Annotated in this window: 24 protein-coding genes; 7 read left to right on the top strand and 17 right to left on the bottom strand. The window is 74.5% G+C overall.

Annotation, left to right across the window (positions count from 1 at the left end; genetic code table 11):
- Position 1: 1 nt before the first annotated feature.
- The 7 genes from ENKNEFLB_RS07285 to rimP form a co-directional block, all read right to left on the bottom strand.
- A complete protein-coding gene (locus tag ENKNEFLB_RS07285; RefSeq protein WP_214058579.1) occupies positions 2 to 970 on the bottom strand; it encodes a bifunctional riboflavin kinase/FAD synthetase in 969 nt (322 codons plus the stop codon).
- 22 nt (positions 971 to 992) lie between these two features.
- Positions 993 to 1907, bottom strand: a complete 915-nt coding sequence (truB, locus tag ENKNEFLB_RS07280; RefSeq protein WP_214058578.1) for a tRNA pseudouridine(55) synthase TruB — start codon at positions 1905 to 1907, stop codon at positions 993 to 995.
- Positions 1904 to 2416, bottom strand: coding sequence for a 30S ribosome-binding factor RbfA (gene rbfA / locus ENKNEFLB_RS07275; RefSeq protein ID WP_214058577.1), 513 nt, complete (start codon positions 2414 to 2416; stop codon positions 1904 to 1906). The genes truB and rbfA overlap by 4 nt, the downstream gene beginning before the upstream one ends.
- Positions 2417 to 2534: 118 nt before the next feature.
- Positions 2535 to 5450 (bottom strand): translation initiation factor IF-2, encoded by a 2916-nt coding sequence (gene infB, locus ENKNEFLB_RS07270; protein ID WP_214058576.1) that lies wholly within the window; start codon positions 5448 to 5450, stop codon positions 2535 to 2537.
- 86 nt (positions 5451 to 5536) lie between these two features.
- Positions 5537 to 5836: a YlxR family protein gene (locus tag ENKNEFLB_RS07265; protein WP_275955950.1), complete on the bottom strand. Its 300-nt coding sequence runs from the start codon at positions 5834 to 5836 to the stop codon at positions 5537 to 5539.
- 108 nt (positions 5837 to 5944) lie between these two features.
- Positions 5945 to 7021, bottom strand: coding sequence for a transcription termination factor NusA (gene nusA, locus ENKNEFLB_RS07260; RefSeq protein WP_214058574.1), 1077 nt, complete (start codon positions 7019 to 7021; stop codon positions 5945 to 5947).
- Entirely contained in the window at positions 7021 to 7578 is a 558-nt protein-coding gene (gene rimP / locus ENKNEFLB_RS07255; RefSeq protein ID WP_214058573.1) for a ribosome maturation factor RimP, read from the bottom strand. Before rimP ends, nusA begins: the two co-directional genes overlap by 1 nt.
- Before the next feature lie 123 nt (positions 7579 to 7701).
- Between rimP and ENKNEFLB_RS07250 the strand changes: the two genes are divergently transcribed.
- On the top strand, positions 7702 to 8328 hold the full coding sequence (locus ENKNEFLB_RS07250; protein ID WP_214058572.1) for a hypothetical protein: 627 nt from the start codon (positions 7702 to 7704) through the stop codon (positions 8326 to 8328).
- Positions 8325 to 8780 carry a ferritin-like domain-containing protein gene (locus tag ENKNEFLB_RS07245; protein ID WP_214058571.1) on the top strand — a complete coding sequence of 152 codons (456 nt, stop codon included), beginning with the start codon at positions 8325 to 8327 and terminating at the stop codon, positions 8778 to 8780. Before ENKNEFLB_RS07250 ends, ENKNEFLB_RS07245 begins: the two co-directional genes overlap by 4 nt.
- Positions 8781 to 8912: 132 nt before the next feature.
- On the opposite strand, the gene ENKNEFLB_RS07240 is transcribed toward ENKNEFLB_RS07245, so the two are convergent.
- The 6 genes from ENKNEFLB_RS07240 to ENKNEFLB_RS07215 all read right to left on the bottom strand — a co-directional run bounded on the left by ENKNEFLB_RS07240 (position 8913) and on the right by ENKNEFLB_RS07215 (position 15402).
- A complete protein-coding gene (locus ENKNEFLB_RS07240) occupies positions 8913 to 9872 on the bottom strand; it encodes a zinc metalloprotease (protein ID WP_214058570.1) in 960 nt (319 codons plus the stop codon).
- Positions 9873 to 9939: 67 nt separating this feature from the next.
- Complete coding sequence (locus ENKNEFLB_RS07235) at positions 9940 to 10803, bottom strand: hypothetical protein (protein WP_214058569.1); 864 nt, start codon at positions 10801 to 10803, stop codon at positions 9940 to 9942.
- Positions 10804 to 10811: 8 nt separating this feature from the next.
- Positions 10812 to 12599: a proline--tRNA ligase gene (locus tag ENKNEFLB_RS07230; RefSeq protein ID WP_214058568.1), complete on the bottom strand. Its 1788-nt coding sequence runs from the start codon at positions 12597 to 12599 to the stop codon at positions 10812 to 10814.
- 66 nt (positions 12600 to 12665) lie between these two features.
- On the bottom strand, positions 12666 to 13043 hold the full coding sequence (locus tag ENKNEFLB_RS07225) for a DoxX family protein (RefSeq protein ID WP_246535890.1): 378 nt from the start codon (positions 13041 to 13043) through the stop codon (positions 12666 to 12668).
- A 42-nt stretch (positions 13044 to 13085) separates the two neighbouring features.
- Entirely contained in the window at positions 13086 to 13925 is an 840-nt protein-coding gene (locus tag ENKNEFLB_RS07220) for a GNAT family N-acetyltransferase (RefSeq protein ID WP_214058567.1), read from the bottom strand.
- 64 nt (positions 13926 to 13989) lie between these two features.
- Positions 13990 to 15402, bottom strand: coding sequence for a cation:dicarboxylate symporter family transporter (locus tag ENKNEFLB_RS07215; protein ID WP_214058566.1), 1413 nt, complete (start codon positions 15400 to 15402; stop codon positions 13990 to 13992).
- Positions 15403 to 15512: 110 nt separating this feature from the next.
- Here ENKNEFLB_RS07215 and ENKNEFLB_RS07210 point away from each other — a divergent pair, with 110 nt between their 5' ends.
- From ENKNEFLB_RS07210 to ENKNEFLB_RS07200, 3 genes are read left to right on the top strand one after another with little or no spacing between them, the layout of a single operon-like run.
- On the top strand, positions 15513 to 17144 hold the full coding sequence (locus ENKNEFLB_RS07210; protein ID WP_246535889.1) for a sensor histidine kinase: 1632 nt from the start codon (positions 15513 to 15515) through the stop codon (positions 17142 to 17144).
- A complete protein-coding gene (locus ENKNEFLB_RS07205; protein WP_214058564.1) occupies positions 17141 to 17854 on the top strand; it encodes a response regulator in 714 nt (237 codons plus the stop codon). The genes ENKNEFLB_RS07210 and ENKNEFLB_RS07205 overlap by 4 nt, the downstream gene beginning before the upstream one ends.
- Before the next feature lie 34 nt (positions 17855 to 17888).
- Positions 17889 to 18830 (top strand): SDR family oxidoreductase, encoded by a 942-nt coding sequence (locus ENKNEFLB_RS07200; RefSeq protein ID WP_214058563.1) that lies wholly within the window; start codon positions 17889 to 17891, stop codon positions 18828 to 18830.
- Between the two features lie 2 nt (positions 18831 to 18832).
- Here the strand turns inward: ENKNEFLB_RS07200 and ispG are convergent, their stop codons facing one another.
- The 4 genes from ispG to dxr all read right to left on the bottom strand — a co-directional run bounded on the left by ispG (position 18833) and on the right by dxr (position 23825).
- Positions 18833 to 19984, bottom strand: a complete 1152-nt coding sequence (gene ispG / locus ENKNEFLB_RS07195; protein ID WP_214058562.1) for a flavodoxin-dependent (E)-4-hydroxy-3-methylbut-2-enyl-diphosphate synthase — start codon at positions 19982 to 19984, stop codon at positions 18833 to 18835.
- 215 nt (positions 19985 to 20199) lie between these two features.
- Entirely contained in the window at positions 20200 to 21018 is an 819-nt protein-coding gene (locus tag ENKNEFLB_RS07190; RefSeq protein ID WP_214058561.1) for an endonuclease domain-containing protein, read from the bottom strand.
- A gap of 309 nt (positions 21019 to 21327) precedes the next feature.
- Positions 21328 to 22707, bottom strand: a complete 1380-nt coding sequence (locus tag ENKNEFLB_RS07185) for a M50 family metallopeptidase (RefSeq protein WP_275955949.1) — start codon at positions 22705 to 22707, stop codon at positions 21328 to 21330.
- Positions 22704 to 23825: a 1-deoxy-D-xylulose-5-phosphate reductoisomerase gene (dxr, locus tag ENKNEFLB_RS07180; protein ID WP_246535888.1), complete on the bottom strand. Its 1122-nt coding sequence runs from the start codon at positions 23823 to 23825 to the stop codon at positions 22704 to 22706. The genes ENKNEFLB_RS07185 and dxr overlap by 4 nt, the downstream gene beginning before the upstream one ends.
- A gap of 53 nt (positions 23826 to 23878) precedes the next feature.
- Here dxr and gabT point away from each other — a divergent pair, with 53 nt between their 5' ends.
- Both gabT and ENKNEFLB_RS07170 read left to right on the top strand, forming a co-directional pair.
- Positions 23879 to 25222: a 4-aminobutyrate--2-oxoglutarate transaminase gene (gene gabT / locus ENKNEFLB_RS07175; protein ID WP_214058560.1), complete on the top strand. Its 1344-nt coding sequence runs from the start codon at positions 23879 to 23881 to the stop codon at positions 25220 to 25222.
- Between the two features lie 111 nt (positions 25223 to 25333).
- Positions 25334 to 26584: a lipase family protein gene (locus ENKNEFLB_RS07170; RefSeq protein ID WP_214058559.1), complete on the top strand. Its 1251-nt coding sequence runs from the start codon at positions 25334 to 25336 to the stop codon at positions 26582 to 26584.
- The last annotated feature ends 50 nt before the right edge of the window (positions 26585 to 26634 follow it).

Below are 26634 nucleotides of genomic sequence, written 5' to 3'. Positions count from 1 at the left end.
GTCAGCCGCCGAGCAGGACGCGGGCCTGCTCGACGTCCTGGGACATCTGGACCAGCAGCTCGTCGACCGAGTCGAAGGCGGCCATCCCGCGCAGGTGGTGGCTGAGGTCGACCTCCACCTCCGCGCCGTAGAGGGACAGGTCGGTCCGGCCGATCACGTACGCCTCGACCCGCCGGCTGCGCTCCCCGGCGAAGGTCGGGTTCGTGCCGACGGAGACCGCGACGGGGAAGCCGGCCGGGTCGTCAGGGCGGGAGGTGCCCGCCGGGCCGCCCAGGACCCGCATCCGGCCGGCGTAGACGCCGTCGGCGGCGACCGCCACGTCCGGTCCGACCTCGACGTTGGCCGTCGGGTAGCCGAGCTCGCGGCCGCGCTGGTCCCCCTGCACGACCGGCCCGCGGACGGCCGGGGGCCGGCCCAGCGCCTCGGTGGCGCCGGCGACGTCGCCGGCGGCCAGGCAGGTCCGGACGTAGGTGGACGACCACACCTGTGGTCCTCCGTCGAGCACGACGCCCTCGGCGGTGAACCGGCGGTCGGCCGGCTGCTCCCGACCGAGATCGACGAGCGCCGCGGTGTCACCGGCGGCGCGGGCGCCGAAACGGAAGTTGGCGCCGACCACGACGGCGCGGGCGTGCAGCCGCTCGACCAGCACGCGGCGCACGAACTCCTCGGGCGTCCAGGCCGCCATCGCCCGGTCGAAGGGCAGCGCCAGGACCTCGTCGACGCCGATCGCGCCGAGCAGCTCGGCCCGCCACGGCACGGGGGTCAGCACGGACGGGGCGTGGTCGGGCCGGAGGACGGCCATCGGGTGCGGGTCGAAGGTCACCGCGACCAGCGGCAGCGCCTCGCGGTCGGCCACGGCGCGGCTCCGGGCCACCACGGCCCGGTGGCCGCGGTGCACGCCGTCGAAGTTGCCGATCGTGACCGCGGTCGGCCCGAGGTCGTCGGGGATCTCGTCGAGGGTGCGCCACACGCCGCCCAGGGTAGTGGCCGTCTCAGACGAGGACGGCCACCGGGCGGGCCCGGCCCTCGCGCGGCTCGTAGAGCGCCAACAGCCCCCCGGCGGCGTCGAGCAGCGCGGTCAGGCCGTCGAGCTGGACGTCCAGCGGACGCCCCACGCGCACGTCGCGCTCGGCGTCCTCCCCCAGCTCGAGCACCGGGAAGGCGAGCCGCGCGGCGTCGCCGGGGGCCAGGACGTCGTAGGTCTCGGTGAGCTCCTCGAGCGTGCGGGCCTCCGCGAGCCCGAACGGCCCGACCCGGGTGCGCCGCAGCGCGGTGAGGTGACCACCGACCCCCAGGTCGTCGCCGAGGTCGCGGGCGACGGCGCGGACGTAGGTGCCGCTGGAGCAGCGGACGGTCACGACGACGTCGACGCGGGCGCCCTCGGGCGCCGCGACGGCGGCGACGTCGTGCACGTCGATCGCGTGGATCGTCACCCGACGCGGCTCGAGGACGACCTCCTCCCCGGCGCGCACCCGGGCGTGGGCCCGGCGGCCGTCGACCTTGATCGCCGAGACGGTGCTGGGGACCTGGTCGCGCTCCCCCACCTGCGCCGCGAGCGCCGCCCGCACCCGCTCGGGGTCGAGCGCCGCGACGGCCGCCGCCCGGGCCGCGGGGTCCTCGGCAGGCACCGCCTCGCCCTCGGCGTCGTCGGTCGTGGTGGCAGCGCCGAGCCGGATCGTCGCCTCGTAGGTCTTCTCGGTCAGCACGAGGTGGCCGAGCAGCCGGGTGGCGCGCCCGACGCCGAGCACCAGCACCCCGGTCGCCATCGGGTCGAGGGTGCCGGCGTGACCGACCTTGCGGGTCCCGGCCAGCCGGCGTACGCGGGAGACCACGTCGTGGCTGGTCATCCCGCCCGGCTTGTCCACCACGACCAGGCCCGGGACGGGCTCGGGCCGGGGCGTGCTCATCGGCGGTCGGCGGGGTCGTCCAGCCCGTCGTCGGGCTCGGCGTCCGAACCCTCGTCGGCCCCGTCGGCGGCGCCGTCGAGGTCGCCGTCGCCCTCCTCGCGGGGCTTCTTGTACGGGTCGGGCTCGCCGGCGTACTGCTCGACCCGGCGGGCCGCGAGCTCGGCGTCGAGCTCCCGGGCGCGGGCGAGGACCTCGTCGAGCTTGCGTGCGGTCTCCGGGACCGCGTCGGGCACGAAGGTCAGGGAGGGGACGTGACGGGTGCCGAGCTGCTTGCCCACCTCGGAGCGGAGCAGGCCCTTGGCCGACTCCAGCGCCTCGGCGGTGCTCTCGAGGTCGGCGTCCTCACCGAGGACGGTGTAGTAGATGGTGGCCTGCTGGCTGTCACCGGTGACGCGGACGTCGGTGATGGTCACGAACCCGAGGCGCGGGTCCTTGACCCGACGCTCGAGCATCTGGGCCACCACGACCTGGATCCGGTCGGCGATGCGCCGCACGCGGGGGTTGCTCATCCTCTGCTCCTTCGGGCCGGGGCGGCACCGGAGGGCGACGCACCCGCACGGCCGGAGCCGTGCGGGTGCGTCGGGACCTGCGGTGCTGCAGGGTCGTGCTGGTGGTGCCGTACGCGCGTCAGGCGCGCGGGATCTCGCGCATCTCGAAGGACTCGACGACGTCGCCGATCTTGATGTCCTGGAAGTTGCGCAGGACCAGACCGCACTCGAAGCCCTCGCGGACCTCGGACACGTCGTCCTTCTCCCGGCGCAGCGACGCCAGGTCGAGGTTGTCGGCGATCACCGCGTTGTCGCGCAGCACCCGGACCTTGGCCCGGCGCTGCACCGTCCCCGCGATGATCATGCAGCCCGCGATGTTGCCGAGCTTGGAGGAGCGGAAGATCTCGCGGATCTCCGCCCGTCCCAGGGACGACTCCTCGAACTCGGGCTTGAGCATGCCCTTGAGCGCCGCCTCGATCTCCTCGATCGCCGAGTAGATGACCGAGTAGTAGCGGATCTCGACGCCCTGCTTGTCGGCCAGCTCCGTCGCCTTGCCCTGGGGGCGGACGTTGAAGCCGATGATGATCGCGTCGGAGGCCGCGGCCAGGTCGACGTTGGTCTCGGTGATCGCACCGACACCGCGGTCGATGACCCGGATCCCGACGTCGTCGCCGACGCTGATCTGGGACAGGGCGTCCTCGAGCGCCTCGACCGAGCCGGACACGTCGCCCTTGAGGATGAGGTTGAGCTCCTGGCTCTCGCCCTTCTCCATGGAGGCCATGAAGTCCTCGAGCGTGCGACGGACACGGCGCTTGGCCTGCATGGCCGCCCGCTCGCGCGCCTCGCGCTTCTCGGCGATCTGACGGGCCATCCGGTCGTCGTCGACGACGATGAAGTTCTGGCCCGCGCCGGGGACGGCGGAGAGACCGAGCACCATCACCGGGCGCGACGGGTCGGCCTGGGCCAGCTCGTTGCCGTGCTCGTCGAGCATCGCCCGGACCCGGCCGTGGGCCGGACCGGCGACCAGGGAGTCACCCACGCGCAGCGTGCCGCGCTGGACCAGCACCGTGGCGACCGGGCCGCGACCGCGGTCCAGGTGCGCCTCGACCACGAGGCCCTGCGCGTCCTGCGTGGGGTTGGCACGCAGGTCGAGCGAGGCGTCCGCGGTGAGCACGATCGCCTCGAGCAGCCCCTCCATGTTGAGGTTGGCCTTCGCCGAGACCTCGACGAACATCGTGTCGCCGCCGTACTCCTCGGGCACCAGGCCGTACTCGGTGAGCTGGCCACGGACCTTGGTCGGGTCCGCGTCGGGCTTGTCGATCTTGTTGACCGCCACGACGATCGGCACGCCGGCGGCCTTGGCGTGGTTGAGCGCCTCGACCGTCTGAGGCATCACGCCGTCGTCGGCCGCGACCACCAGCACCGCGATGTCGGTCGCCTGGGCACCACGGGCACGCATGGCGGTGAACGCCTCGTGGCCCGGGGTGTCGATGAAGGTGATCGGGCGCTCGTTGCCGTCGACCTCGGTGACGACCTGGTAGGCCCCGATGTGCTGGGTGATCCCACCGGCCTCCTTGTCGACCACGTTGGCCGAGCGGAGGGCGTCGAGGAGCTTGGTCTTTCCGTGGTCGACGTGACCCATGACGGTCACGACCGGCGGCCGGATCATCAGGTCGGCCTCGTCGCCCTCGTCCGAGCCGAACTCGAGGTCGAAGGACTCCAGCAGCTCGCGGTCCTCGTCCTCGGGGGAGACGACCTCGACGTTGTAGTTGAGCTCCTCACCGAGCAGCTCGAGCGTGGCGTCGTTGACCGACTCGGTCGACGTCACCATCTCGCCGAGGTGGAAGAGCATCTGCACCAGCGCAGCCGCGTCGAGCCCCACCTTGTCGGCGAAGTCGGTCAGCGAGGCGCCTCGGGCCAGGCGCACGGTCTCGCCGTTGCCCTTGCGGACGCGCATCCCACCGAGGGTGGGGGCCTCCATCTGCTCGAACTCCTGGCGACGCGCCCGCTTGGACTTGCGTCCACGACGCGACGGACCACCGGGACGACCGAAGGCGCCCTGCGTGCTGCCCCGCTGGGGCGGACGGCCACGGCCGCCGAACCCACCGGTGCGCGGCGGCCCACCGGGCGCACCGCCCGGAGCGCCACGACCCGGGGCTCCGCCCGGACCACCGCGGCCCGGAGCACCGGCCCGGCCGGGAGCGCCGGGGCGACCCGGAGCACCGGGACGACCGCCGGGGCCGCCACCGAAGGCGGCCGGGGACTTGGGCATCATCGCCGGGTTCGGACGGGGCATGCCCGGACGGGGCGCAGCACCGTCGCGGCCCGCGGGCGGGCGCGGCGGACGGTTGTCGCTCTCGGTGCCACCGGCAGCGGCCGGCGGCGCACCGGCGGCCGGGGGCGCGGCAGGCGGCGCGGCGGGCTTGCGGCCCATCCCCTGGTTGGACGAGAACGGGTTGTTGCCCGGACGCGGCGAGCCGCTGCGGCCCACCGGACGCGGGGCCGGGGCCTTCGGCGTCGGAGGACGGGGACCGGGGCGACCGGTCGCCGCCGGCGCCTCGGCGGCCGGCGCCTCGGGGGCGGCCGGTGCCTCGGGGGCGGCGGGCGCCTCGGCGGCGGGCGCCTCGGCAGCGGGGGCGGGGGCCTCGGCAGCAGCCGGGGCCTCGGCGGCCGGCGCCTCGGGGGCGGCCGGCGCCTCCGGTGCGGCGGGTGCGGGCGCAGCCGGTGCCTCCGCTGCGGGACGCGCGGCCGGCTTGGGGCCGGGGCGCGGGCCGGGGCGGTTGCCGGACGGCGCCGACGACGTGGCGGCCGGGGCGGCGGGCGCAGCCGAGGCGGCCGGCGCAGCCGGGGCGGCGGGCGCAGCCGGGGCCTCCGCCGCGGGGGCCGCGGCCTTCAGCGAGGCACCGACCTCCTTGCGGAAGCGCACCTCGGCAGGCATCTCGACGGTCGAGCTCGCCGACTTGACGAACTCACCCATCTCCTTGAACTTCTCGAGAACGAACTTGCTCTCGACTCCGAACTCTTTCGCGAGTTCGTGGACTCGGGTCTTAGCCACGGTTCTCCTTCTGGCCCGACCCGCGTCCTGCGTGCGTCGGACCGTTATTGGCGGTGCAAACTCATCGGGAGTTACTCATCGAGTGCTCATGAGCTGCTGCTCCAGTTCCTGGTCGGTCCTTCTCTGGTCTGTGTCGAGCCGGAGAGCCACTCCCCCACCGGCGCCGCGTCCAGCCCCGCCGGAGCCCGGAGGGCCCTGGCGAACGCCTTGCGCCGCACCGCGAGGTCGTAGCACCGGGTCGTGGGGTGGAGGTGCGCCCCGCGTCCCGGTGCGGTGGCGTCCAGGTCGGGCACCGCGGCCGGTCGGCCGTCGGGGTCCGAGCCGGTCGTCACCCGCACCAACTCGCGCTTGGCAGCCCGCTCCCGACAGCCGATGCAGGTCCGCACCGGGCCCTCGGAAGGGTCCGGACGCACCTGTGCTCTCGGTCGACGTGCCACCGTTGCACCACCCTACCTCCCTGCTCGGCAGGGGAGAAAACGACTCGGCGGCGAGGCCTAGGACCCGGCCGGGTCCGCGTCCGCGGTGGCGGCCGGAGCGGCGTCCGGAGCTGCGTCCGGAGTGACGGACGCGGCGGCGGGCGGGGCGACCGGCACCTCGTCCTCGGCCGGCTCCTCGTCGGAGTGGATGTCGATGCGCCACCCCGTGAGGCGGGCCGCCAGCCGGGCGTTCTGGCCCTCCTTGCCGATCGCCAGCGACAGCTGGTAGTCCGGCACCACGACCCGCGCCGAGCGCGCGGCCAGGTCGACGACCTTCACCTCGCTGACGCGTGCCGGTGACAGGGCGCTGGCCACGAGACGGGCGGGGTCCTCGGCCCAGTCGACGATGTCGATCTTCTCGCCGTCGAGCTCGGCCATCACGTTGCGCACCCGCTGGCCCATCGGGCCGATGCAGGCGCCCTTGGCGTTGATCCCGGGCACCTTGGTGTGGACCGCGATCTTCGTACGGTGCCCGGCCTCGCGCGCGATCGCCGCGATCTGCACGCTGCCGTCGGCGATCTCGGGCACCTCGAGGGCGAAGAGCTTGCGGACCAGGTTCGGGTGGGAGCGCGACAGCGTCACCTGCGGCCCGCGCATCCCCTTGCGCACCGACAGCACCAGGCACTTGATCCGGGTCCCGTGGGCGTAGGTCTCGCCCGGGGACCGCTCGGCCACCGGCAGGTGCGCCTCCAGCTTGCCGAGGTCGACCAGCACGTCGTCGGGGTTGCGGCCCTGCTGGATCACCCCGGAGATGACGTCGCCCTCACGGCCGGCGAACTCGCCGAAGCGGCGGTCGTCCTCGGCGTCACGCAGGCGCTGCATCATGATCTGCTTGGCGGTCGTGGTCGCGATCCGGCCGAACCCCTCGGGGGTGTCGTCGAACTCGCCGACCTTCGCGCCGTCCTCGTCGAGCTCGGGGGCCATCACCGCGACGTGCCCGCTCTTGCGGTCGAGCTCGACGCGCGCGCCGTTGCTGGCACCCGGCGACTTCAGGTAGGCCATCAGCAGCGCCTGCTCGATCGCCTCGACGAGCACGTCGAAGCTGATCTCCTTCTCGCGCTCCAGCATCCGCAGGATGCTCAGGTCGATGTCCATCAGTCGTCCTCCTCCGTCAGGGCGGCGTCGTCGTCGCCCTCGTCGTCCGTGCCGTCGTCCGTGCCGTCGTCCGTGCCGTCGTCCTCCGGGCCCGCGGGCCGGGCCCTGCGGTTCAGCTCGACCTGCACCAGGGCCCGGGCCACGTCGGCGTACGCGAGCGTGGTGGCGGTGCCGTCGACGTCGAGCTCGACCGAGTCGGGTCCCGCGGCCAGGATCCGCCCGGTGACCGGCTCGCCCTCGTGCGGCGTCACGCGGACCAGGCGGTCGACGTTGCGGCGCCAGTGCCGCTCGAGGGTGAGCGGGCGGTCGACGCCGCGCGAGGTCACCTCGAGGGTGTAGGGGTGCTGACCCATCACGTCGGAGGCCTCGAGCACCTCATCGACGCGGCGGGTGGCCTCGGCGACGTCGTCGAGGGTGACGCCGCCGTCCTGGTCCACGGCCACGCGGAGCACGCGGCGCTTGCCGGCCGGCGTCAGCTCCACGGCCTCGAGGTCGAGCCCGAGCTCGAGCAGGGGGCCTGCGAGCTCGTCGGCGATCCGGTCCTGGGGCGCGTTCACGGTGCCGTCCTCCTGTGCTGTTGTCGTCGAGCCCGTGGCGCGCACGGGCAAGGGGCGATCCTAGGGCATCGTGACGTGCTCGCCGGCCGGGCCGTGCGGCCGGCGCGGGTAGGCTCACCGCCCGTGACCCCGACCACCGCCCCGCTGCCGGCACCCCCGCGGGGGCCGGTGCCGGCCACCCGCCGCGGGCTGCTGCTCGGCGGCGCCGGGCTCGGGCTCCTGCTCGTGGGCTGCAGCTCCGGCACGAGCACCTCGACGCGCGACGGCTCCGTGAGCCCGGCGTCGACCGCGGCCCCGGACGGCGCGCAGGACGGCGCGCAGGACGGCGCGCAGGAGACCACGGACGACGCCGACCGGGTCGCCGAGGCCCGGGAGGCGCTGGCGGCGGCCGCCACCCTGGTGACGGCGGCGCAGCGCTCCGTGCCGTCCCTGCGCGGCGTGCTCGCGCCGCTGCTGGCGCTGCACGAGGCGCACGCCGAGGCCCTCGGTCAGCCGCTCGACCTGCCCCGGGCCGCCCGGCGGGCCGCCCCCGCCGACCCGCTGCTGGCCCTGGTGCGCGACCGGGAGGAGCAGCTGCGGGTCCGTCTCGCCGACCTCTCCGTGGCCGCCGACAGCGGATCCCTGGCGCGACTGCTGGGCTCGATGTCGGCCGGCCTCGCCCAGCGGCTGGCGGTGCTGCCGAGCACCGCGCCCGTGACCGCTGCGGGCCGCGGCGCCGGGGCCGGCAGCGGCGGCCGGGGCCGGTCGTGACGCCGCGCGAGGCGCTCCAGGACGCGCTCGCCGCGGAGCACGCCGCCGTCTGGGTGCACGGGCTGCTGGGGGCGCAGACGTCGCGGTCCGCCGACCCCTCGCTCGCCGCCCGGCTCGACGAGGCCTACACCGCGCACCGGGACCGGCGCGACCGGCTCACCGACCTGCTCGTCGCGGACGATGCCGAGCCCGTGGCGGCGCTGCCCGCGTACGACGTGCCGGGCGACCTCGCCACGGCCGCCGGCGTGGCACAGGCGGCCCTTGCGCTGGAGCGCGGCTGTGCCGCCGTCTGGGCGACGGTGGTGGAGAGCACCGCGGGCGAGCGACGTCGCCTGGCGGTGGAGGTGCTGACGGAGACAGCGGTCCGCGAGCTCGACTTCCGGGGAACGCCCGAGATGTTCCCCGGATCGTCGAGCACGCGGACCGCTGTGGGCCCGGGACAGGAGCCATGAGGTCGGCGGACGGTGTGGGCTCCGACCGCTTCCCCTGGACCTGACTCTGCCCCAGCGCCTCGCCTACCGCGAGGTCCCACGATCCTCACGTCTTCGCATTGCAGGAACCTGCAGGTGTGTGGTCCCCGGGGCTCAGGTTCGGTAGGCGGTGAACAGGGACCGCATCCGGTCCACCTGTCCCGTGCTGAAGCGCTCGTAGCAGGCGTCGTCGCTGTAGTCCATGTAGTTGTGCACGGGGTCCCTGCCCGGCAGCGCGCAGGAGTCGCGGCCCGCCGGGCAGCCGGCGCTCTGGCTCGACTGGGCCGGGGTGTCGCGCACCAGGTCGTTGCGGCGCGTGCAGCCGCCCTGGAACGTGTGGTAGAGCCCCAGCCAGTGCCCCACCTCGTGGGTGGCGGTCTTGCCCTGGTCGAAGCGCTCGAGGTCGCCGCCCGGCACGGACTCCACGTCGACGCGCACCCCGTCGAGCGCCGGGCTGTCGGCCTGATCCCAGGGGAAGGTGGCGACGCCGAGGTACTCGAAGTCGACCAGCCAGATGTTGAGGGCCCCGGGTCCGCCGCGGCGGGTCTCGGCGCGGTACTCGCCGCTACGACGGTCCCGGTGGTAGCGGTCGTCGTAGGTGCGGTCGATCCCGGCGAGGTCGAAGCGGAACCCGGAGCCCCGGTACGTCCTGTCCAGCACCCGCACCTGCCGGCGCACGACCGCGCGGCCGACGTCGCCCTCGCCGTCCTCTCCGGCCATCACGTGGACGTAGGTCGGGACCTCCCGCACGGCGGGCGCACCCGCGGACCGCTGCGCCAGGAGCTGGTCGGTGCGCGCCTCGATCACACGCTGCTCGACCACCGAGACCTCGCGGTGGTCGGGACCGCGCACCGTGCGGGGTCCCGCCGTCCTGGCTCCCGCCGAGCGTGCGGAGGCGTCCCCGGACGTCTCGTGGCCGTGGCCCTGCCCGCCCGTGGGGCAGACGGTGGTCGGGGTCTCGGCGGCGCCGACCGACGACGGCGGCGGAGCAGCGGCGGCGGCCGACCCCGCCCCGAGCAGGACCACGGTCGCGACCGCGGCCGCGACCGTGCGGACAGGGGTGGTCAGACGCACGCGGGGTGCCTTCCGTCGGGCCACCGGGGCAGCGGGGTGCTCACGGCGGCGCCGGGAGCGGACCCGCTCACCCTGCCTCACGGGCGGCCCCCGCGGCCAGGGCACCCCGGTCCGCGGCACCCAGGACGTCGGCCAGGACGCGGGCCACCACCGGCACGCCGAGGTAGAGCTCGGCGCCGTGCCGGGCCGGCGGCAGCCGCACCGGGACGTCGAGGGCCGCGGGGAAGAGTCGGGCGCTGCCCCGGCCCAGCGGGACGAGGTCGCGCGGGCTGTGCAGGTTGACCCAGGACCCGACCCGGTCGTAGGGGAAGGAGGCGTCGGTGCGACCCGGACCCCGGTGCAGGGACGGCCAGCCGGCCGGGCTGCCCAGGGTGACCAGGCGCGGGACGCTCACGCCCGCGGGGAGGTGCGGCAGCAGGTCCAGCGCCACGAGCGAGCCGAGGCTGTGGGCCAGGACCACCACCTCGTCGTGGTCGCCGGAGGCCGGGCGGGCGCGGGCGTCCAGCGCGCTCAGCACGCGGTCCAGGACGAGGCGGCGCAGGGCCGGGTCGCGCCGGTAGTGCTCGACGTGGCGCATCGAGCGGCTCACCGCGCCCCACGCGTGGCGGCCCGCGTCGTAGACCGGCGACGGCACGAGGTGCCGCCCGCCCCCCGGCGCACCCAGGGCGTCGGCGAGGCGCTGACGCTCGGCCATGAAGACCGCCCGCGCCGCTGCGGCGCGAGCGGCGTCGTACGTCGGCCCGACCACGGGTGGCGCCGGCAGCGGCCGGTCCCCGGCGAGCAGGTCGACGTAGTCGGGCACGAGGAGGTCCTCGCCCGGACGGAGCGGCGCGAGGCCGTGACCGGACAGAGCGCGGTCGAGCGTGGCGCGCCAGCGCCCGCCACGGACCCGCTCCCCCACCCCGTGCAGGTAGAGGACCGTCCGGGTCACGGGCGCCCTCAGCTGCGGACGAGGTTGACGAGGTGGTCGACCACGTGCGCGGCCGCGACGTCCTCGCGCACCCCGGTACGCCGGTCCTTGACCTCGATGGTGCCGTCGGCCAGGGACTTGCCGACCACCACGATCGTCGGCACGCCGATCAGCTCGGCGTCCTTGAACTTCACGCCGGGGCTGACCTTGTGCCGGTCGTCGTAGATCACCTCGACGCCGGCGGCGTCGAGCTCGTGCGCGACCCGCTCGGCGGCGGCCTTGACGGCCTCGTCCTTGCCGGCCGCCACGAGGTGCACGTCGGCCGGGGCCAGCTCGCGGGGCCAGCACAGGCCCTGCTCGTCGAGCGTGCCCTCGGCCACCGCGGCCACCGCGCGGGTGACACCGACGCCGTAGGAGCCCATGGTGACGGTGACCAGCTTGCCGTTCTCGTCCAGGACCTGGAGGTCGAGGGCGTCGGCGTACTTGCGCCCGAGCGCGAAGATGTGGCCCATCTCGATGCCGCGCGCGGTCTCCAGGACGCCGTCGTCGCAGGCCGGGCAGGCGTCGCCGTCACGGACCTCGGCGGCCTCGATGGTGCCGTCGGGGGTGAAGTCCCGACCGGCGACGAGGTCGACCACGTGGCTGCCGTCGACGTTGGCGCCGGTGACCCAGCGGGTCCCCTCGACGACCCGGGGGTCGACCAGGAAGCGGATGCCGGACTCGCTCTTCTCGCCGAGCACGGGCGCACCGGTCGGCCCGGCGCCGGGACCGATGTAGCCCTTGACCAGGCTGGGGTGCCGGGCGAACTCCGTCTCGTCGAAGGGGTGGACCTCGATCGGCTCGAGCTGGCCCTCCAGGCGCTTCTGGTCGACCTCGCGGTCACCGGGGACGCCGATCGCCAGCGGCTCGCGGGTCCCGTCGGGGTGCTGGAGGGTGACCAGCACGTTCTTCAGCGTGTCCGCGGCCTCCCAGGCCCGGTCCTCGCGGGGGAAGGCGGTGTTCAGGTGGTCCACCAGCGTGGCGATCGTGGGCGTGCCGGGGGTGTCCTCGGCGTGGGCGGCGGGCGCGTCGTCGTACGCGACCGGCTGCGGCGCACGGGTCTCGACGGCCTCGACGTTGGCGGCGTAGTCGCAGGTCGTGCAGCGCACGTAGGTGTCCTCACCGACCGCGGCCTTGGCGAGGAACTCCTCCGACCGCGAGCCGCCCATGGCACCCGAGGTGGCCTTGACGATGACGTAGTCGAAGCCGAGCCGGTCGAAGATGCGGACGTAGGCGTCGCGGTGGGCCTGGTAGCTGGTGTCGAGCCCGGCGTCGTCGACGTCGAAGGAGTAGGAGTCCTTCATGATGAACTCGCGCCCGCGGAGCACGCCGGCACGGGGCCGCGCCTCGTCGCGGTACTTGGTCTGCACCTGGTAGATCGACAGGGGCAGGTCCTTGTAGGACGAGTACAGGTCCTTGACCACGAGGGTGAACATCTCCTCGTGCGTGGGCCCGAGCAGGTAGTCGGCGCCCTTGCGGTCCTTGAGCCGGAAGATGCCGTCGCCGTACTCGGCCCAGCGACCCGAGGCCTCGTAGGGCTCCTTGGGCAGCAGCGCGGGGAAGGACAGCTCCTGGGCGCCGATCGCGTCCATCTCCTGGCGCACGACGCGCTCGACCTTGCGCAGCACGCGCAGGCCCAGCGGCAGCCAGGTGTAGATGCCGGGGGCGGCGCGGCGGATGTAGCCGGCGCGGACCAGCAGGCGGTGGCTCGGCACCTCGGCGTCCGCGGGGTCGTCCCTCAACGTGCGTACGAACAGGGTGGACATCCGCGTGATCATGCGCTCAGCGTAGGTGGGACGCACCGTGGCGGACCAACCAGTTCCCGGCGGCGGGCGCGGACCGGCTCAGCGGCCGCGGGCCACGCGCAGCGCGATGCCGACCAGCGGCGCCTGGAGCGGGACGCGCGCGAGCGTGCCGAGCCGCCAGGCGCGGCTGCGGGCGCGCTGCCCGTCGCGGGCCATCTGCACGTTGCCCGGCAGGATCGCCAGCAGCAGGGCGGCGGTGGCCCAGCCGCCCGCCTGCCGGGTGGCCGGGTGCAGCACCGCGGCCGCGCAGGCCAGCTCGGCCACGCCGGAGAGGTGCACGGTCCGCCGCGCCCCGACCGGCACCCACGAGGGCACCAGCGGCTCGAAGACCTGCGGGCGCGCGAGATGGATCACGCCGCTGGCGAGGAACGCACCGGTCAGCGCGCGGGCGGGCAGGGTCAGCGGCGCGGCGGTCACGCGCCCACCGTAGGGGCCCGGGCGCACGCACCGCGCCCGGGCTCAGAACATCACGGTGGAGAAACGAGCGGTCTCGACGAAGCCGGCGCGCGCGTAGGCGCGACGGGCCGTGGTGTTCCACTCGTTGACGTAGAGCGAGACGGTCGGGGCGATCTCGGCCTGGACCAGCGCGGCCACCGCGGCCATCCCGGCGGTCGCCAGGCCGCGCCCGCGGTGGGCGGGCGGGACGTACACGCCCTGGACCTGCGCCGCGACGCCGGCCGCGCAGGCGACCTCGGCCTTGAAGACCAGCTCGTCGCCGTCGTAGCGGGCGAAGGACCACCCGCGGCTGACCAGCTGGGCCACCCGGGTGCGGTACAGGTCGGAGCCGCCCTGCTCGGGCGAGATGCCGACCTCCTCGGTGTACATCGCCACGCAGGCGGGGTAGAGCGTCTCGAGGTCGTCGCGCGTGGTGCGCCGCACCCCGGGGTCGGGCTCGACGGCGGGGGCTCCGCTCAGCTCGAGGTGCGGCTGGAGCCACCGTCGCTCGCGGGGACGGCCCCAGGTGCGGGCGGCCTGGTTCCAGAACGCCCGGACCGGCTCGTGCCGTCCGACCAGGGTGGAGGCGGAGCGGTGCACGCTCAGCGCCTTCTCGGCGAAGACGCGCGCGTCCTCCTCGTCGGCCTGGACCGGCACGATGTTGGCGCCCGCGTGGCACGCCGCGACCAGCTCGCCGTCGCGGTAGCGGCCCCACATCTCGCCCCCGAGCCAGCGCGGCTCGAGACGGGTGGTCTCGGCGCGGTGCAGCACGAAGACGTTGACGACGGGGTCGCGGCCCGCGAGCGCGCCGAACTCCTCGAGGTCGTCGGACCCGAGCACGCGGACCCCGTGACGGGTGGACACCCGTCCGAGCCTAGTGGGCGCCGCCCGCTCGTGCCTCGGCGGCGCCCACCCGGCGTACGACCCGTCAGCCCGCGGGGGACGCGGCCGGCTCGACCCGACCGGCCGGCGTGGCCCGCTCGGCCTCGTACTCCTCGTCGACCATGTCGCTCTCGTCGAAGGGGTGCAGGCCGTCGAGCACCTCGTCGAGCCGTTGCTTGTCCAGGCCGCCGGTCCACTGCCCGACCAGGAGGGTGGCGATCGAGTTGCCGGCGAAGTTGGTGACCGCCCGGGCCTCCGACATGAAGCGGTCGATGCCGACGATGAGGCCGACGCCGTCGAGCAGCTCGGGGCGGTGCGAGGCCAGCCCCCCGGCCAGGGTGGCCAGGCCGGCGCCGGTGACGCCGGCGGCGCCCTTGGAGGCGATGATCATGAAGACCAGCAGCGAGATCTGCTCGCTGATGCTCAGCGGCAGGCCCAGCGCGTCGGACACGAAGATCGAGGCCATCGTCAGGTAGATCGCCGTGCCGTCGAGGTTGAAGGAGTACCCCGTCGGCACGACCACGCCGACGGTGGTCTTCTCGACCCCCGCGTGCTCCATCTTGGCGATCAGGCGGGGCAGCGCGGACTCCGAGGAGGAGGTCGAGACGATCAGCAGGAACTCGCGACCCAGGTAGCGGAACAGCTTCAGCACGTTGACCCCGGTGACGACCTTCAGGATCGTGCCGAGCACCAGGAAGACGAACAGGAAGCAGGTGACGTAGAACCCGATCATGATGGTGGCCAGGCTCGTCAGGGCGTCGACCCCGGTCTCGCCGACCACGCCGGCGATGGCACCGAACGCGCCGATCGGGGCGGCCCACATGATCATCGCCAGCACCTTGAAGACCACCCGCTGCAGGTGGCCGATGCCGCGGAGGACCGGTTCGCCGGCACGACCGAGGCCCTGCAGGGCGAAGCCGACCAGGAGGGCCACGAGCAGGGTCTGGAGGACCTCGCCCTCGGTCAGCGCCGAGAACAACGAGGTCGGGATCATCCCGAGGAGGAACTCGGTGGTGCTGCTGGCCTCGCTGGCCTGCTCCGCGCCCGCGGCCGCGGCGTCGGGCGTGAGGTTGAGGCCCTCCCCCGGGTCCAGGATGTTGCCGACCACCAGGCCGATGGCCAGCGCGACGGTCGACATCGTCAGGAAGTAGACGAGGGCGAGGATGCCGACCTTGCCGACGTGGGCGGCGCTGCGCACCGAGCCGATGCCGAGCACCAGGGTGCAGAAGATGACCGGGGAGATCATCATCTTGATCAGGTTGACGAAGGCCTCGCCGATCGGCTTCAGCTGGACGGCGAACTCGGGGGCCACGAAGCCCACCAGGATGCCGAGTAGGACCGCGGCGATCACCGCGAGGTACAGGTAGTGCGAGCGGTCGCGCCGCCTAGTGGGTGTCGCGGGCGTCGCGGTGCCGCCGGCGCTGTCGGCCCGCGGGGACGCGGTGGGGTCGTGGCTCATGGTTCTCCTCTGGTCGGACGCTGCGCGCCCCAGCCTCGGCCGCGCTGTGACCGCCGTCACCGTTGTGGTCGTTGTGTTCACCGACACGCACGGTGGGTGAGGATGACCGGGTGCCCACCGATCTCCGCGACCCCGAGGGCTCCAGCCCGGTCGCCCGGCAGATCCTGGCGCTGCAGGTGCTCGTGGTGGTCCTGGTCGTCGTCGGTGCCTGCGCCCTGGCCTGGACCGACGCCCGCCGCTCCCAGGTCGAGGACGCCCGGACCCGGGCTCTGGCCGTGGCCGAGACCGTCGCCGACAACCCGCTGGTGTCACGGCTGCTGGCCGACCCCGGGGTCGGCGCCGACCCGGTGGTGGACGCCGGGGTGGCCGAGCGGCTGCAGCCGTACGCCGAGGTGGTGCGCGCCGACACGCGGACCGACTTCGTGGTGGTGATGGACACCGACCGGACGCGCTACACCCACCCCGACGAGACGCTGATCGGCCAGGAGTTCATCGGCGACCTCGGGGACGCGCCCGCGGGCGGCACCTTCACCCAGGAGTACACGGGCACGCTCGGGCCGTCGATGCGCGCGGTCGTCCCGGTCGTCGACGCCGGCGGGGGCGTGGTCGGACTGGTCTCGGTCGGGATCACCACCGACCGGATCCAGGACGACCTCCTCGCCCGGGTGCCGAGCATCCTGCTCGCCGGGGCGGCCGTGCTCGGCGTCGGCCTGGCCGGGGCCTGGCTGATCAGCCGGCGCGTCCGCCGCCAGACCCACGGGCTGGGCGAGGGCGAGATCACCCGGATGTACGAGTACTACGACGCGGTGCTGCACGCGGTGCGCGAGGGTCTGCTCCTGCTCGACCCGGACGGACGGGTGCGGCTGTTCAACGAGGAGGCGCGGCGCCTGCTCGACCTGCCCGACGACGCCGTCGGCCGTCCGGTGTCCGACCTGGTGCCGCCGGGGCTGGCCACCGCCGCCGTCGACGCGGAGCCGGGCGCCGACGAGATCCACCTCGCGGACGCCTCGGTCCTGGTCGTCAACAGCGCCCCGGCCCGCTGGGACGGGCGCGAGGTCGGCCGGGTGGTGACCCTGCGCGACCACACCGAGCTGCGGGCGGTCACCGGCGAGCTCGACACCGTGCGCGGCCTGGCGGAGTCGCTGCGCTCGCAGAACCACGAGGCGGCCAACCGGCTGCACACCGTGGTCTCGCTGGTCGAGCTGGGCCGGACCACGGACGCCGTCGCGTTCGCGACCGAGGAGCTCGCCCAGGCCCAGCTGCTCGCCGACCGGGTGGTCGCCTCGGTCGAGGACCCGGTGCTCTCGGCGCTGCTGCTCGGCAAGACCGCCCAGGCCGCCGAGCGCGGGCTGACCCTCGTGGTCACCGACGAGACCCAGGTCGAGGCCCTGCCGCTGGACTCCCGCGCCGCCGTGACCGTCGTCGGCAACCTGGTCGACAACGCCCTCGACGCCGCCGCCGGCAGCGAGCGACGCCTGGTCGAGGTCGAGGTCGGGATCGACGCCGACGCCCACCACCTGCACCTGCTGGTCGGCGACTCGGGCCCGGGCATCGAGGAGGACGTCGTCGAGCGGGTCTTCGAGCGCGGCTGGTCGAGCAAGGAGCCGCGCGACGGCACCGGGCGTGGTCTCGGCCTGGCGCTCGTGGTCTCCACCGTGCGGCGGGCCGGCGGCGAGGTCCGGGTCGGGCGCTCCGCGCTCGGTGGCGCGTCGTTCGAGGTCCGGATCGGGGACCGGCGGTGAGCGGGACGGCCGCCGGTGACGTCGCGGTGCTGGTGGTGGAGGACGAGGAGCTGGCGTCGGTGGCGCACGCGGCGTACGTCGGGCGCACGCCCGGGTTCGCGCTGGCCGGCGTCGCCCGCTCGGCACGCGAGGCGCTGGTACGCCTGCGCCAGGGCGGCGTCGACCTGGTGCTGCTCGACATGAACCTGCCCGACGGGCACGGGCTGGACCTGGTCGGACGGATGCGGACCGAGGGCCTGTGGTGCGACGTGATCGCGGTGACCGCGGCCCGCGACGTGGAGGTCGTGCGCCGCGCGGTCGCGCAGGGCGTCGTGCTCTACCTGCTCAAGCCGTTCGCGTACGCGACGTTCCGCACGAAGCTCGAGCAGTACGCCGACTACCGCTCGCGGATGGCAGCCGAGGCCGGCGCCGAGGGCCAGCTCGGCCAGGAGGAGGTCGACCGGGCCCTGGGCACGCTGCGACCGGGCTCGGACTCCCCTGGCTCGCTGCCGAAGGGGATGGGCGCCGAGACGTTGCGCGAGGTCGTCACGACGCTCCGGACGGCCGGCTCCGCGCGCTCGGCCACCGAGGTCGGCGAGGCCACCGGCGCCTCGCGGGTCACCGTGCGGCGCTACCTCGAGCACCTCGCCGCGGAGGGGCTGGTGCGCCGGGGGACGCGGTACGGCGGGAGCGGCCGCCCCGAGGTGGAGTACCGCTGGTCCGGGGCTTGACCTGCTGTCGGTGCCGGGTGCTTGGCTGACGGTCATGGTGAACCTCTTGGACGGTCCTCCCGTCGCCCTCGTCGCCGGCGCCACGCGTGGCGCCGGCCGGGCGCTCGCCGTCGAGCTCGGCCGGGCCGGGTTCCACGTCTACGCCACCGGCCGGTCGAGCCGGGAGGGCGGGCCGTCGGAGATCGGCCGGCCGGAGACGATCGAGGAGACCGGCGAGCTGGTCGAGGCCGCCGGGGGCAGCGTGAGCGCGGTGGTCGTCGACCACGAGGACGCCGAGGCGGTGGCCTCGCTCGTGGATCGGGTCGAGGCCGAGCGCGGGCGGCTGGACGTGCTGGTCAACGACGTCTTCGGCGGCGACCGCTACGCCCAGTGGGACACCCCGTTGTGGGAGCACGACCTGGCCGGCGGCGGGCGGATGCTGCGGATGGGCGTGTGGACCCACCTGGTCACCGCACACCACGCGCTGCCCCTGCTGCTGCGCACCGCCGGGTCGACCGGGCGGGACGCGCTGCTGGTCGAGATGACCGACGGGACCGCCGAGTTCAACGCCGCCTACCGGGAGTCCGTCGGATTCTTTTACGACCTGGTCAAGGCCGGGGTCGGCCGGATCGTGCTGGGGCTCACCCACGAGCTGCGCGACCACCCGGTCACCGCGCTGGCCGTGACGCCGGGCTGGCTGCGCTCGGAGCAGATGCTGGAGGGCTTCGGCGTCACCGAGGCGACCTGGTGGGACGCGCTCGCCCAGGTGCCCGGCTTCGCCATCTCCGAGTCACCGACCTACGTGGCGCGCGGGGTGGCGGCGCTTGCGGAGGACGCCGGTCACGGCCGGTTCGCGGGGCGCACGCTGACGTCGTACGACCTCGCGACCTGCTACGACCTGACCGACACCGACGGGTCCCGGCCCGACTGCTGGGGCTACCTCGCCCGGCACGGCCTGTCCGAGCAGAGCGGCGAGGGCGTCGCGGAGTTCCGCTGACGTCAGCTGACCGACACCTGGGCGCCGGCGCCGTCGACGGACTCCATGCCCTCGGCGATGCGCATGGCCTCCTCGATGAGGGTCTCCACGATCTGCGACTCCGGGACGGTCTTGACGACCTCGCCCTTGACGAAGATCTGTCCCTTGCCGTTGCCGGAGGCCACACCGAGGTCGGCCTCGCGGGCCTCCCCGGGGCCGTTGACGACGCAGCCCATGACGGCCACCCGCAGCGGGACCTCGAGGCCCTCGAGCCCTGCGGTGACCTCGTCGGCGAGCTTGTAGACGTCGACCTGGGCGCGGCCGCAGGACGGGCAGGAGACGATCTCGAGCCGGCGGGGCTTCAGGTTCAGCGACTCCAGGATCTGCAGGCCGACCTTGACCTCCTCGACCGGCGGCGCGGACAGGGAGACCCGGATGGTGTCGCCGATGCCCTGCGAGAGCAGGTGGCCGAAGGCGACCGAGGACTTGATCGTGCCCTGGAACGCGGGCCCGGCCTCGGTGACGCCGAGGTGCAGCGGCCAGTCCCCCTCGGCCGCGAGCAGCTCGTAGGCGCGGACCATGATCACGGGGTCGTTGTGCTTGACCGAGATCTTGAAGTCGCGGAAGCCGTGCTCCTCGAACAGGCCGGCCTCCCACTTCGCCGACTCGACCAGCGCCTCGGGCGTGGCCTTGCCGTACTTCTCCAGCAGCCGCTTGTCGAGCGAACCGGCGTTGACGCCGATCCGGATGCTCGTGCCGTGGTCCTGCGCGGCACGCGCGATCTCCTTGACCTGGTCGTCGAACTTGCGGATGTTGCCCGGGTTGACCCGGACCGCCGCGCACCCGGCCTCGATCGCGGCGAAGACGTACTTGGGCTGGAAGTGGATGTCGGCGATCACCGGGATCTGCGACTTGGTCGCGATCGCGGTCAGCGCGTCGGCGTCGTCCTGGCTCGGGCAGGCCACGCGGACGATGTCGCAGCCCGAGGCGGTCAGCTCGGCGATCTGCTGCAGGGTCGCGTTGATGTCGCTGGTCAGCGTGGTGGTCATCGACTGAACCGAGATCGGGTGGTCGCTGCCCACCCCGACCTTGCCGACCTGGATCTGGCGGGTCTGGCGACGCGGTGCGAGCACCGGCGGAGGTGCGGCGGGCATGCCGAGGCTGACGGTGCTCATGTCTCCGAGCGTACTGCCCGGTCGTCGCGACCCCTCCCCCTGCGGCGGACGTCATACGCGCCGCGGTTCAGTGGGAGCGCGGACCGTATGACGTCCTGGAGGGTCGGGCCGGCTGCGCCGTGGGACGTCATACGCGCCCGCGCGCGGCCAGGGACCGCGGCGCATGACGTCCCCAGCACCGGACCGGGGCCCGCCCGGGAGCGACCCTGCCCCGGTCAGGCCGCGAGTGACTGGGCGTGCCGGATGGCCGCGGCGATCTGCGCGAAGAACTCCTCCGGGGCGAGGCGCAGCCCGAGCAGGGGCACCCGCAGCACGGTCAGCCCGTCGAGGGCCAGCGCGTTCTGGCGGAGGGCGTCCCCGAGCACGTTCTCCGCCCAGGTGTGGTGGATGCCGTCCACCTCCACCACCAGCCCGAGATCGGTCCAGTAGAGGTCGAGGTAGTAGCGGCGGCGGCCGTCACGCCGCAGCACCTGCCGGTCGGGCTCGGGGAGGCCCCGCCGGCGCAGCTCCCGGGCCACGTCGAGCTCCCCGAGCGAGCGTGCGCCGTCGAGGAGGTCGTTGACCAGCTCGTGGAGGAGCAACCGCCGCCGGTCCCGCCGGATGCGGAGCAGCTCGACGCCGAGAGCCTCTGGCGTCACGAGTCCCTGCTGCACGGCGGCCGTCACGACGTACGCGGCCTGCTTGTCGCTCACCGCCCACAGCCCGGCACGCAGGGCAGCCACCGCTGGGCGCGTGCGCCGCAGGCCCGACCCAGGTGCAGCGTCGTCGCGGGCCCACCGGCGGGTCTGGCGGATGTCGTACTGCGGCGTGCGGCGCACCCGGGCGCCGCGGGGCACCGAGACGCGGATGCGGTCGACCCGGTAGTGCTGCAACCCGCCGGCGACCAGCGCGGCCTCCCCGTCCAGGAGGGCCCGCGGTCCTCCCTGCAGCACCGCTGCCCACAGGTGGCCGGTGAAGGACAGGGGGCCGTTGTGCAGGCAGACGGACTGGTCCCCGACGCGCTGCCAGCGGCGCGCCCGGACCTCGAGCCGCACCCGCCACCGCGGGGCACCCGAGCCCGTAGAGCTGCGGCCGCGAGAGCACCCACCCCTGGTCCCGGGCGAGGGCGTGGAGCGGGGCGAGCTCGGCGGGGACGATCTGCGGGCGCGTCATGCCTGCGACCCTGCTGCTCGGCGCCCCGCTCGCGGGCTGGCGAGGACCGCCGCTGTGGATGGCTCGTCAGTCGGCGCAGTTGTGGACGGTCCCGGGCCAGCTGCGGCCCCCTGCCCGGCGGGACCCCATACGGACCGCCGCCCGGCCGCGGCGCGCACCGTATGACGTCCCGGGGCGGGCCCGGGCAGGACTCAGCCGGCGAGGGAGATCGGCGCCACCACGTCGCCGATGATCAGCACCACGCCCATCACCATCAGCACCAGCCCGAAGCCGTACGCGACCGGCAGCATCCGGGCCACGTCGACGTAGCCGGGGTCGGGGCGGCGGCGCAGCCAGGCCAGCCGGCGGCGTACGGACTCCCAGGCCGCGCCGGCGATGTGACCGCCGTCGAGCGGGAGCAGCGGGACGAAGTTGAAGACGCCGATGAAGAGGTTGAACCCGGCCACCAGTGCCAGCAGGCTGAAGGCCCGGTCGCCCCCGGGCACCTCGGTGGTGGAGGCGGTCTCCCCCGCGATCCGCCCGCCGCCGACGATGCTGACGGGGCTGTCGGCCTGGCGCTCCTCGACGCCGACGATGGCCTGGCCGACCTCGAAGACCTTCACCGGCAGCGTCCCGATGGCCTGCACGGTGTCGACGGTCAGCGAGCCCATACGCTCGATCGTGTACAGCGGGCCGCCGGTGGGCACGACCAGCTCGGCCTCCGGCGAGACACCGAGGAAGCCGACCTCGGTCAGCGTCTCGTCCTCGCCGGTCAGGTCGTCGGGACGCAGCTCGACGGTGGTGCTGGTGCGCCCGACCTCACGCTGGCCATCGCGCTCGAAGCCGATCACCGCCGCACCGGAGGCGTTGTCGCGGATCAGCCCGCGCAGCTGGTCCCAGCTGGTCACGGCGGTGCCGTTGAAGTCGGTGATGGTGTCGCCCGGGAGCAGGCCGGCCTCGAAGGCCGGCGCGTCCGGGTCGCCCTCGCGGCAGTCCGTGCGCTGCTCGGAGTACGGGATGACGCAGCGCGACACCTCGGCGACCACGGGCCGACCCGGGGCCGGCTCGGCGCTCGCGGCGCTCATGTCGCCGTAGGTGCTGAAGACCGTCCAGAACAGCAGGAACGCGATCAGGATGTTGACGCTCGGCCCGCCGGCCATCACCACGATCTTCTTCCAGGGCGGCATCTTGTAGAACAGCCGGTCCTCGTCGGCGGCGGTGATCGTCTCGTACTCCGCGGAGCGGGCGTCGGAGACCAGCTGGGTGAAGAGTCCGGTGTTGGACTTGCGGACCTTGTGGACCTCGTTGCCCTGCGCGTCGTGCTCGACCGGCCCGGCCAGCTCCTCGGCCCCGGGCGGGAGCATCCCGACGATCTTGACGTAGCCGCCGAGCGGGATCGCCTTGACGCCGTACTCCGTCTCGCCGACCTGCTTGCTCCACACGGTCGGCCCGAAGCCGATGAAGTACTGCGTGACCTTCCCGCCGAACCGCTTGGCCGGGATCATGTGACCGAGCTCGTGGAGGCCGATCGAGACCAGGATCGCGCCGACGAAGAAGACGACCCCGGCGGTGTACAGCAGCACCGTCGTCACGTCGCGCTCCTCTCGATCACCCGGGTGGCCTCGGACCGCGCCCAGGCGTCCGCAGCGAGCACGTCGTCGAGGGTGAGGTCCGCCGGCGAGCCTACGTCGTGGCGCGTGACGACCTCGGCGACCGCGTCCACGATCCCGGTGAAGCGGAGCCGCCCGTCGCGGAACGCGGCGACGCAGACCTCGTTGGCCGCGTTGTACGTCGCCGGCGCGGTCCCCCCGCGGCGCCCCGCCTCGCGGGCCAGCGCCACGGCCGGGAACGCCTCGTCGTCGAGCGGGGCGAAGTCCCACGTCTGCGGGCGGGTCCAGTCGACCGGGGGCGCGGCGTCGGAGACCCGCCCGGGCCAGGACAGCCCCAGCGCGATCGGGATCCGCATCGTCGGGGGGCTGGCCTGCGCCAGGGTCGAGCCGTCGCGGAACTCCACCATCGAGTGCACGACGCTGGTCGGGTGGACCACCACGACGATGTCGTCGTAGGGGACGCCGAAGAGCAGGTGCGCCTCGATCACCTCGAGCCCCTTGTTGACCAGGGTCGCGGAGTTGATGGTGATCACCGGTCCCATGTCCCAGGTGGGGTGGTTCATCGCCTGCGCGACGGTGACGTCGTGGAGGTCGGCCCGGGTGCGGCCGCGGAAGGGCCCGCCGCTCGCGGTGAGCACGAGCCGTCGTACGTCGGCCGCGGTGCCGGCCCGCAGGCACTGCGCGAGCGCGCTGTGCTCGGAGTCGACCGGGACCACCTGGTCCGGCGCCGCCCGGTCCAGCACGAGCGGGCCGCCCATCACCAGCGACTCCTTGTTGGCCAGGGCCAGCGTCCGGCCGGCCTCGAGCGCGGCCAGGGTGGGGCGCAGGCCGACCGAGCCGGTGATCCCGTTGAGGACCACGTCGCACGGCAGGGTGGCGGCCTCGACCGAGGCCTCCTCCCCCAGGCCGGAGAAGAACGAGGCGCCCAGCTCGGGCGCCGCGGCCCGGCACCGCGCGACCTGCTGCTCGAAGAGCTCCGGGTTGCCGCCGCCGGCGGTCAGCCCGACGACGCGGAAGGCCTCCGGGCTGGCGGCGACCAGGTCGAGCGCCTGGGTGCCGATGCTGCCGGTCGAGCCGAGGATGACCACGTCGCGTCGCACGCGGCCAGTGTCGCAGCCTGCCCGCGAGCACGGATCGGCCGTAGCATCCGACCATGACGCAGACACTCACCGGCGGACCCGGCCTCACGCAGGAGCGGAACCTCGTCACCGAGGTCCCCGGACCCCGCTCGAGGGAGCGGCTGGCCCGCAAGAAGGCGCACGTCGCCGACGGCGTCGGCACCGCGCTGCCGGTGTTCGTGGAGGCCGCCGGCGGCGGGGTGCTGCGCGACGTCGACGGCAACACCCTGATCGACCTCGGCTCCGGCATCGCCGTGACGACGGTCGGCAACAGCGCCGAGGCCGTCGTGCGACGGGTGCGCGAGCAGCTCGACTCCTTCACCCACACCTGCTTCATGGTCACGCCGTACGACGCCTACGTCGACGTCTGCGAGGCCCTCGCCGAGGTGACCCCCGGCGACCACGCCAAGAAGTCCGCGCTGTTCAACTCCGGCTCCGAGGCGGTCGAGAACGCCGTGAAGATCGCCCGCGTGGCCACGGGCCGCGACGCGGTGGTCGTCTTCGACCACGCCTACCACGGGCGCACCAACCTCACGATGGCGATGACGGCGAAGGTGATGCCCTACAAGCACGGGTTCGGGCCGTTCGCCGGCGAGGTCTACCGCGCCCCGATGTCCTACCCGCTGCGCGACGGGCTCAGCGGCGAGCAGGCCGCCGCCCGGGCGGTCGAGGTGATGGAGAAGCAGGTCGGCGCCGACAACCTGGCCTGCGTGGTCATCGAGCCGGTCCAGGGCGAGGGCGGCTTCGTCGTGCCCGCACCGGGCTTCCTGCCGGCCCTGGCCCGCTGGTGCCGCGAGCACGGCGTCGTCCTGGTGGCCGACGAGGTGCAGTCGGGCTTCTGCCGCACCGGCGACTGGTTCGCCTGCGACCACGAGGGGGTCGTGCCCGACCTGGTGACGACCGCCAAGGGCATCGCCGGCGGCCTGCCGCTGGCCGCCGTCACGGGTCGCGCGGAGCTGATGGACGCGGTGCACACCGGCGGCCTCGGCGGCACCTACGGCGGGAACCCGCTGGCCTGCGCCGCCGCCCTCGGCGCGCTCGAGGAGATGCGCACCCACGACCTCGTCGGCCGCGCCCGCGAGGTCGGCGCGATCCTGCACGAGCGCCTGGGCGCGCTGGCCGCCGAGCACCCGGTCGTGGCCGAGGTGCGCGGCCGCGGCGCGATGGTCGCCGTCGAGCTGTGCGTGCCCGGCACCACCGAGCCGGACGCCGCGCGCACCGCTGCCGTCGCGGCGGCCTGCCACGCCGCCGGCGTGGTCGTGCTGACCTGCGGCACCTACGGCAACGTGATCCGGGTGCTGCCCCCGCTGTCGACGACCGACGCGCTGCTCCACGAGGGCCTCGACGTGCTCGCGGAGGCGTTCGCCGCCACCGCCTGACCCCACGCCTGAACCCGTCCCGTCCGACACCCGACGTGTGTCGGTCGTCACGGCTAGCCTCGGGCCACCGTCGGCGACTCCCCGCCGGCGCACGACCCCCCGGGGGGACCCATGCTCCGCACGCTCGCGGCGACCGCCACCGCAGCCCTCGCCCTGACCCTCCTGCCGACCGCCGCCGCCACGGCGGCCGCGGCGGGCACCGACGACCGGGCGCAGCGCGCCGAGGCACGTGCCGCGACGGCCGCGGCCGTGGCCCGTGGCTTCTACTCCCCGCCGGCCGACCTGTCGGGCCGTCCCGGCCGGGTGCTCAAGCAGCAGCCGACCGAGACCGTGCTGACGCCGGGCGACCTCGCGGCCCGGGCCCAGCGGCTGATGTACACCAGCCGCGGCGCCCACGGCGAGCGCACCGCGGTCACCGGCACGCTGCTCACCCCGGCCGCCGACTGGGTCGGCCCCGGTGAGCGGCCGCTGGTCTCCTACGCCGTCGGCACCCAGGGCATGGCCGACCGCTGTGCGCCCTCCCGGCAGCTGCAGGCCGGCTCGGAGTACGAGTCCGCCTTCATCGGCGGCCTCCTGGCCCGCGGCTACTCCGTCGTGGTGACCGACTACGAGGGTCTCGGCACCCCGGGCACCCACGCCTACGTCAACACCGTCGCGCTGGGGCGCAACGTCCTCGACGCCGCCCGGGCCGCGACCCGCGTGGCGACCGACGCCGTCCCGACCTCGGCCCCCGTCTACACCGCCGGCTACTCCGAGGGCGGCAACGCCTCGGCCGGCGCGCTCGAGCAGGCGGCTGACTACGCGCCCGGCCTGAACCTCGTCGGCGGGTACGCCGGGGCGGTCCCGGCCGACCTGGCGAAGGTCGCCGGCCCCCTCGACGGCTCGCTCTACGCCGCCTTCCTGCTGTACTCCGTGGCCGCGCTCGACGCCGACTACCCGCGCCTGGGCATCGCGGACCTGCTCAACGCCGAGGGGCGTCGTACGGTCCGGGCCGCCGAGCAGACCTGCACCAGCGACCTCGTCCAGTTCGCCGGGACCCGGTCCGAGACGCTGACCCGCAGCGGGCGCCCGATCACCGAGCTGCTGTCGCGACCCGACATCGCCCGCGTGCTCGAGCGGCTCCGGGTCGGTGACCAGGCCCCGGAGGTGCCGGTGCTGGTGACCCACACCCGCCTCGACGACGTCGTCCCGTTCGGTCAGGCCCGCACCGCCGCCCGGCAGTGGTGCGCGGGCGGCGCGACCGTGGCGTTCCGGGCCGGGATCGCCCCGACCCACGTCGGCGGCGCGGTCGAGTCCTACCCGAAGGCGCTGGCGTGGCTGGAGGGCCGGGTGCAGGGACTGCCCGCCCCGAGCACCTGCTGAGCCGCCGGCGATAACCCGTTGCGCGCCGCGCCCGGCCGGCCCCACCCTGG

Origin of the sequence: Nocardioides aquaticus (assembly GCF_018459925.1) — a bacterium.
Classification (GTDB): Bacteria; Actinomycetota; Actinomycetes; order Propionibacteriales; family Nocardioidaceae; genus Nocardioides; species Nocardioides aquaticus.
This window is presented reverse-complemented; position numbering and strand designations above follow the sequence as displayed.

Excerpts from the sequence above, each read along its gene's own strand:
- truB (WP_214058578.1), bottom strand. The coding sequence starts at position 1,907 with ATGAGCACGCCCCGGCCCGAGCCCGTCCCGGGCCTGGTCGTGGTGGAC.
- rbfA (WP_214058577.1), bottom strand. The coding sequence starts at position 2,416 with ATGAGCAACCCCCGCGTGCGGCGCATCGCCGACCGGATCCAGGTCGTG.
- nusA (WP_214058574.1), bottom strand. The coding sequence starts at position 7,021 with ATGGACATCGACCTGAGCATCCTGCGGATGCTGGAGCGCGAGAAGGAG.
- ENKNEFLB_RS07230 (WP_214058568.1), bottom strand. The coding sequence starts at position 12,599 with ATGATCACGCGGATGTCCACCCTGTTCGTACGCACGTTGAGGGACGAC.
- ENKNEFLB_RS07215 (WP_214058566.1), bottom strand. The coding sequence starts at position 15,402 with ATGAGCCACGACCCCACCGCGTCCCCGCGGGCCGACAGCGCCGGCGGC.
- ENKNEFLB_RS07200 (WP_214058563.1), top strand. The coding sequence starts at position 17,889 with ATGGTGAACCTCTTGGACGGTCCTCCCGTCGCCCTCGTCGCCGGCGCC.
- ispG (WP_214058562.1), bottom strand. The coding sequence starts at position 19,984 with ATGAGCACCGTCAGCCTCGGCATGCCCGCCGCACCTCCGCCGGTGCTC.
- gabT (WP_214058560.1), top strand. The coding sequence starts at position 23,879 with ATGACGCAGACACTCACCGGCGGACCCGGCCTCACGCAGGAGCGGAAC.
- ENKNEFLB_RS07170 (WP_214058559.1), top strand. The coding sequence starts at position 25,334 with ATGCTCCGCACGCTCGCGGCGACCGCCACCGCAGCCCTCGCCCTGACC.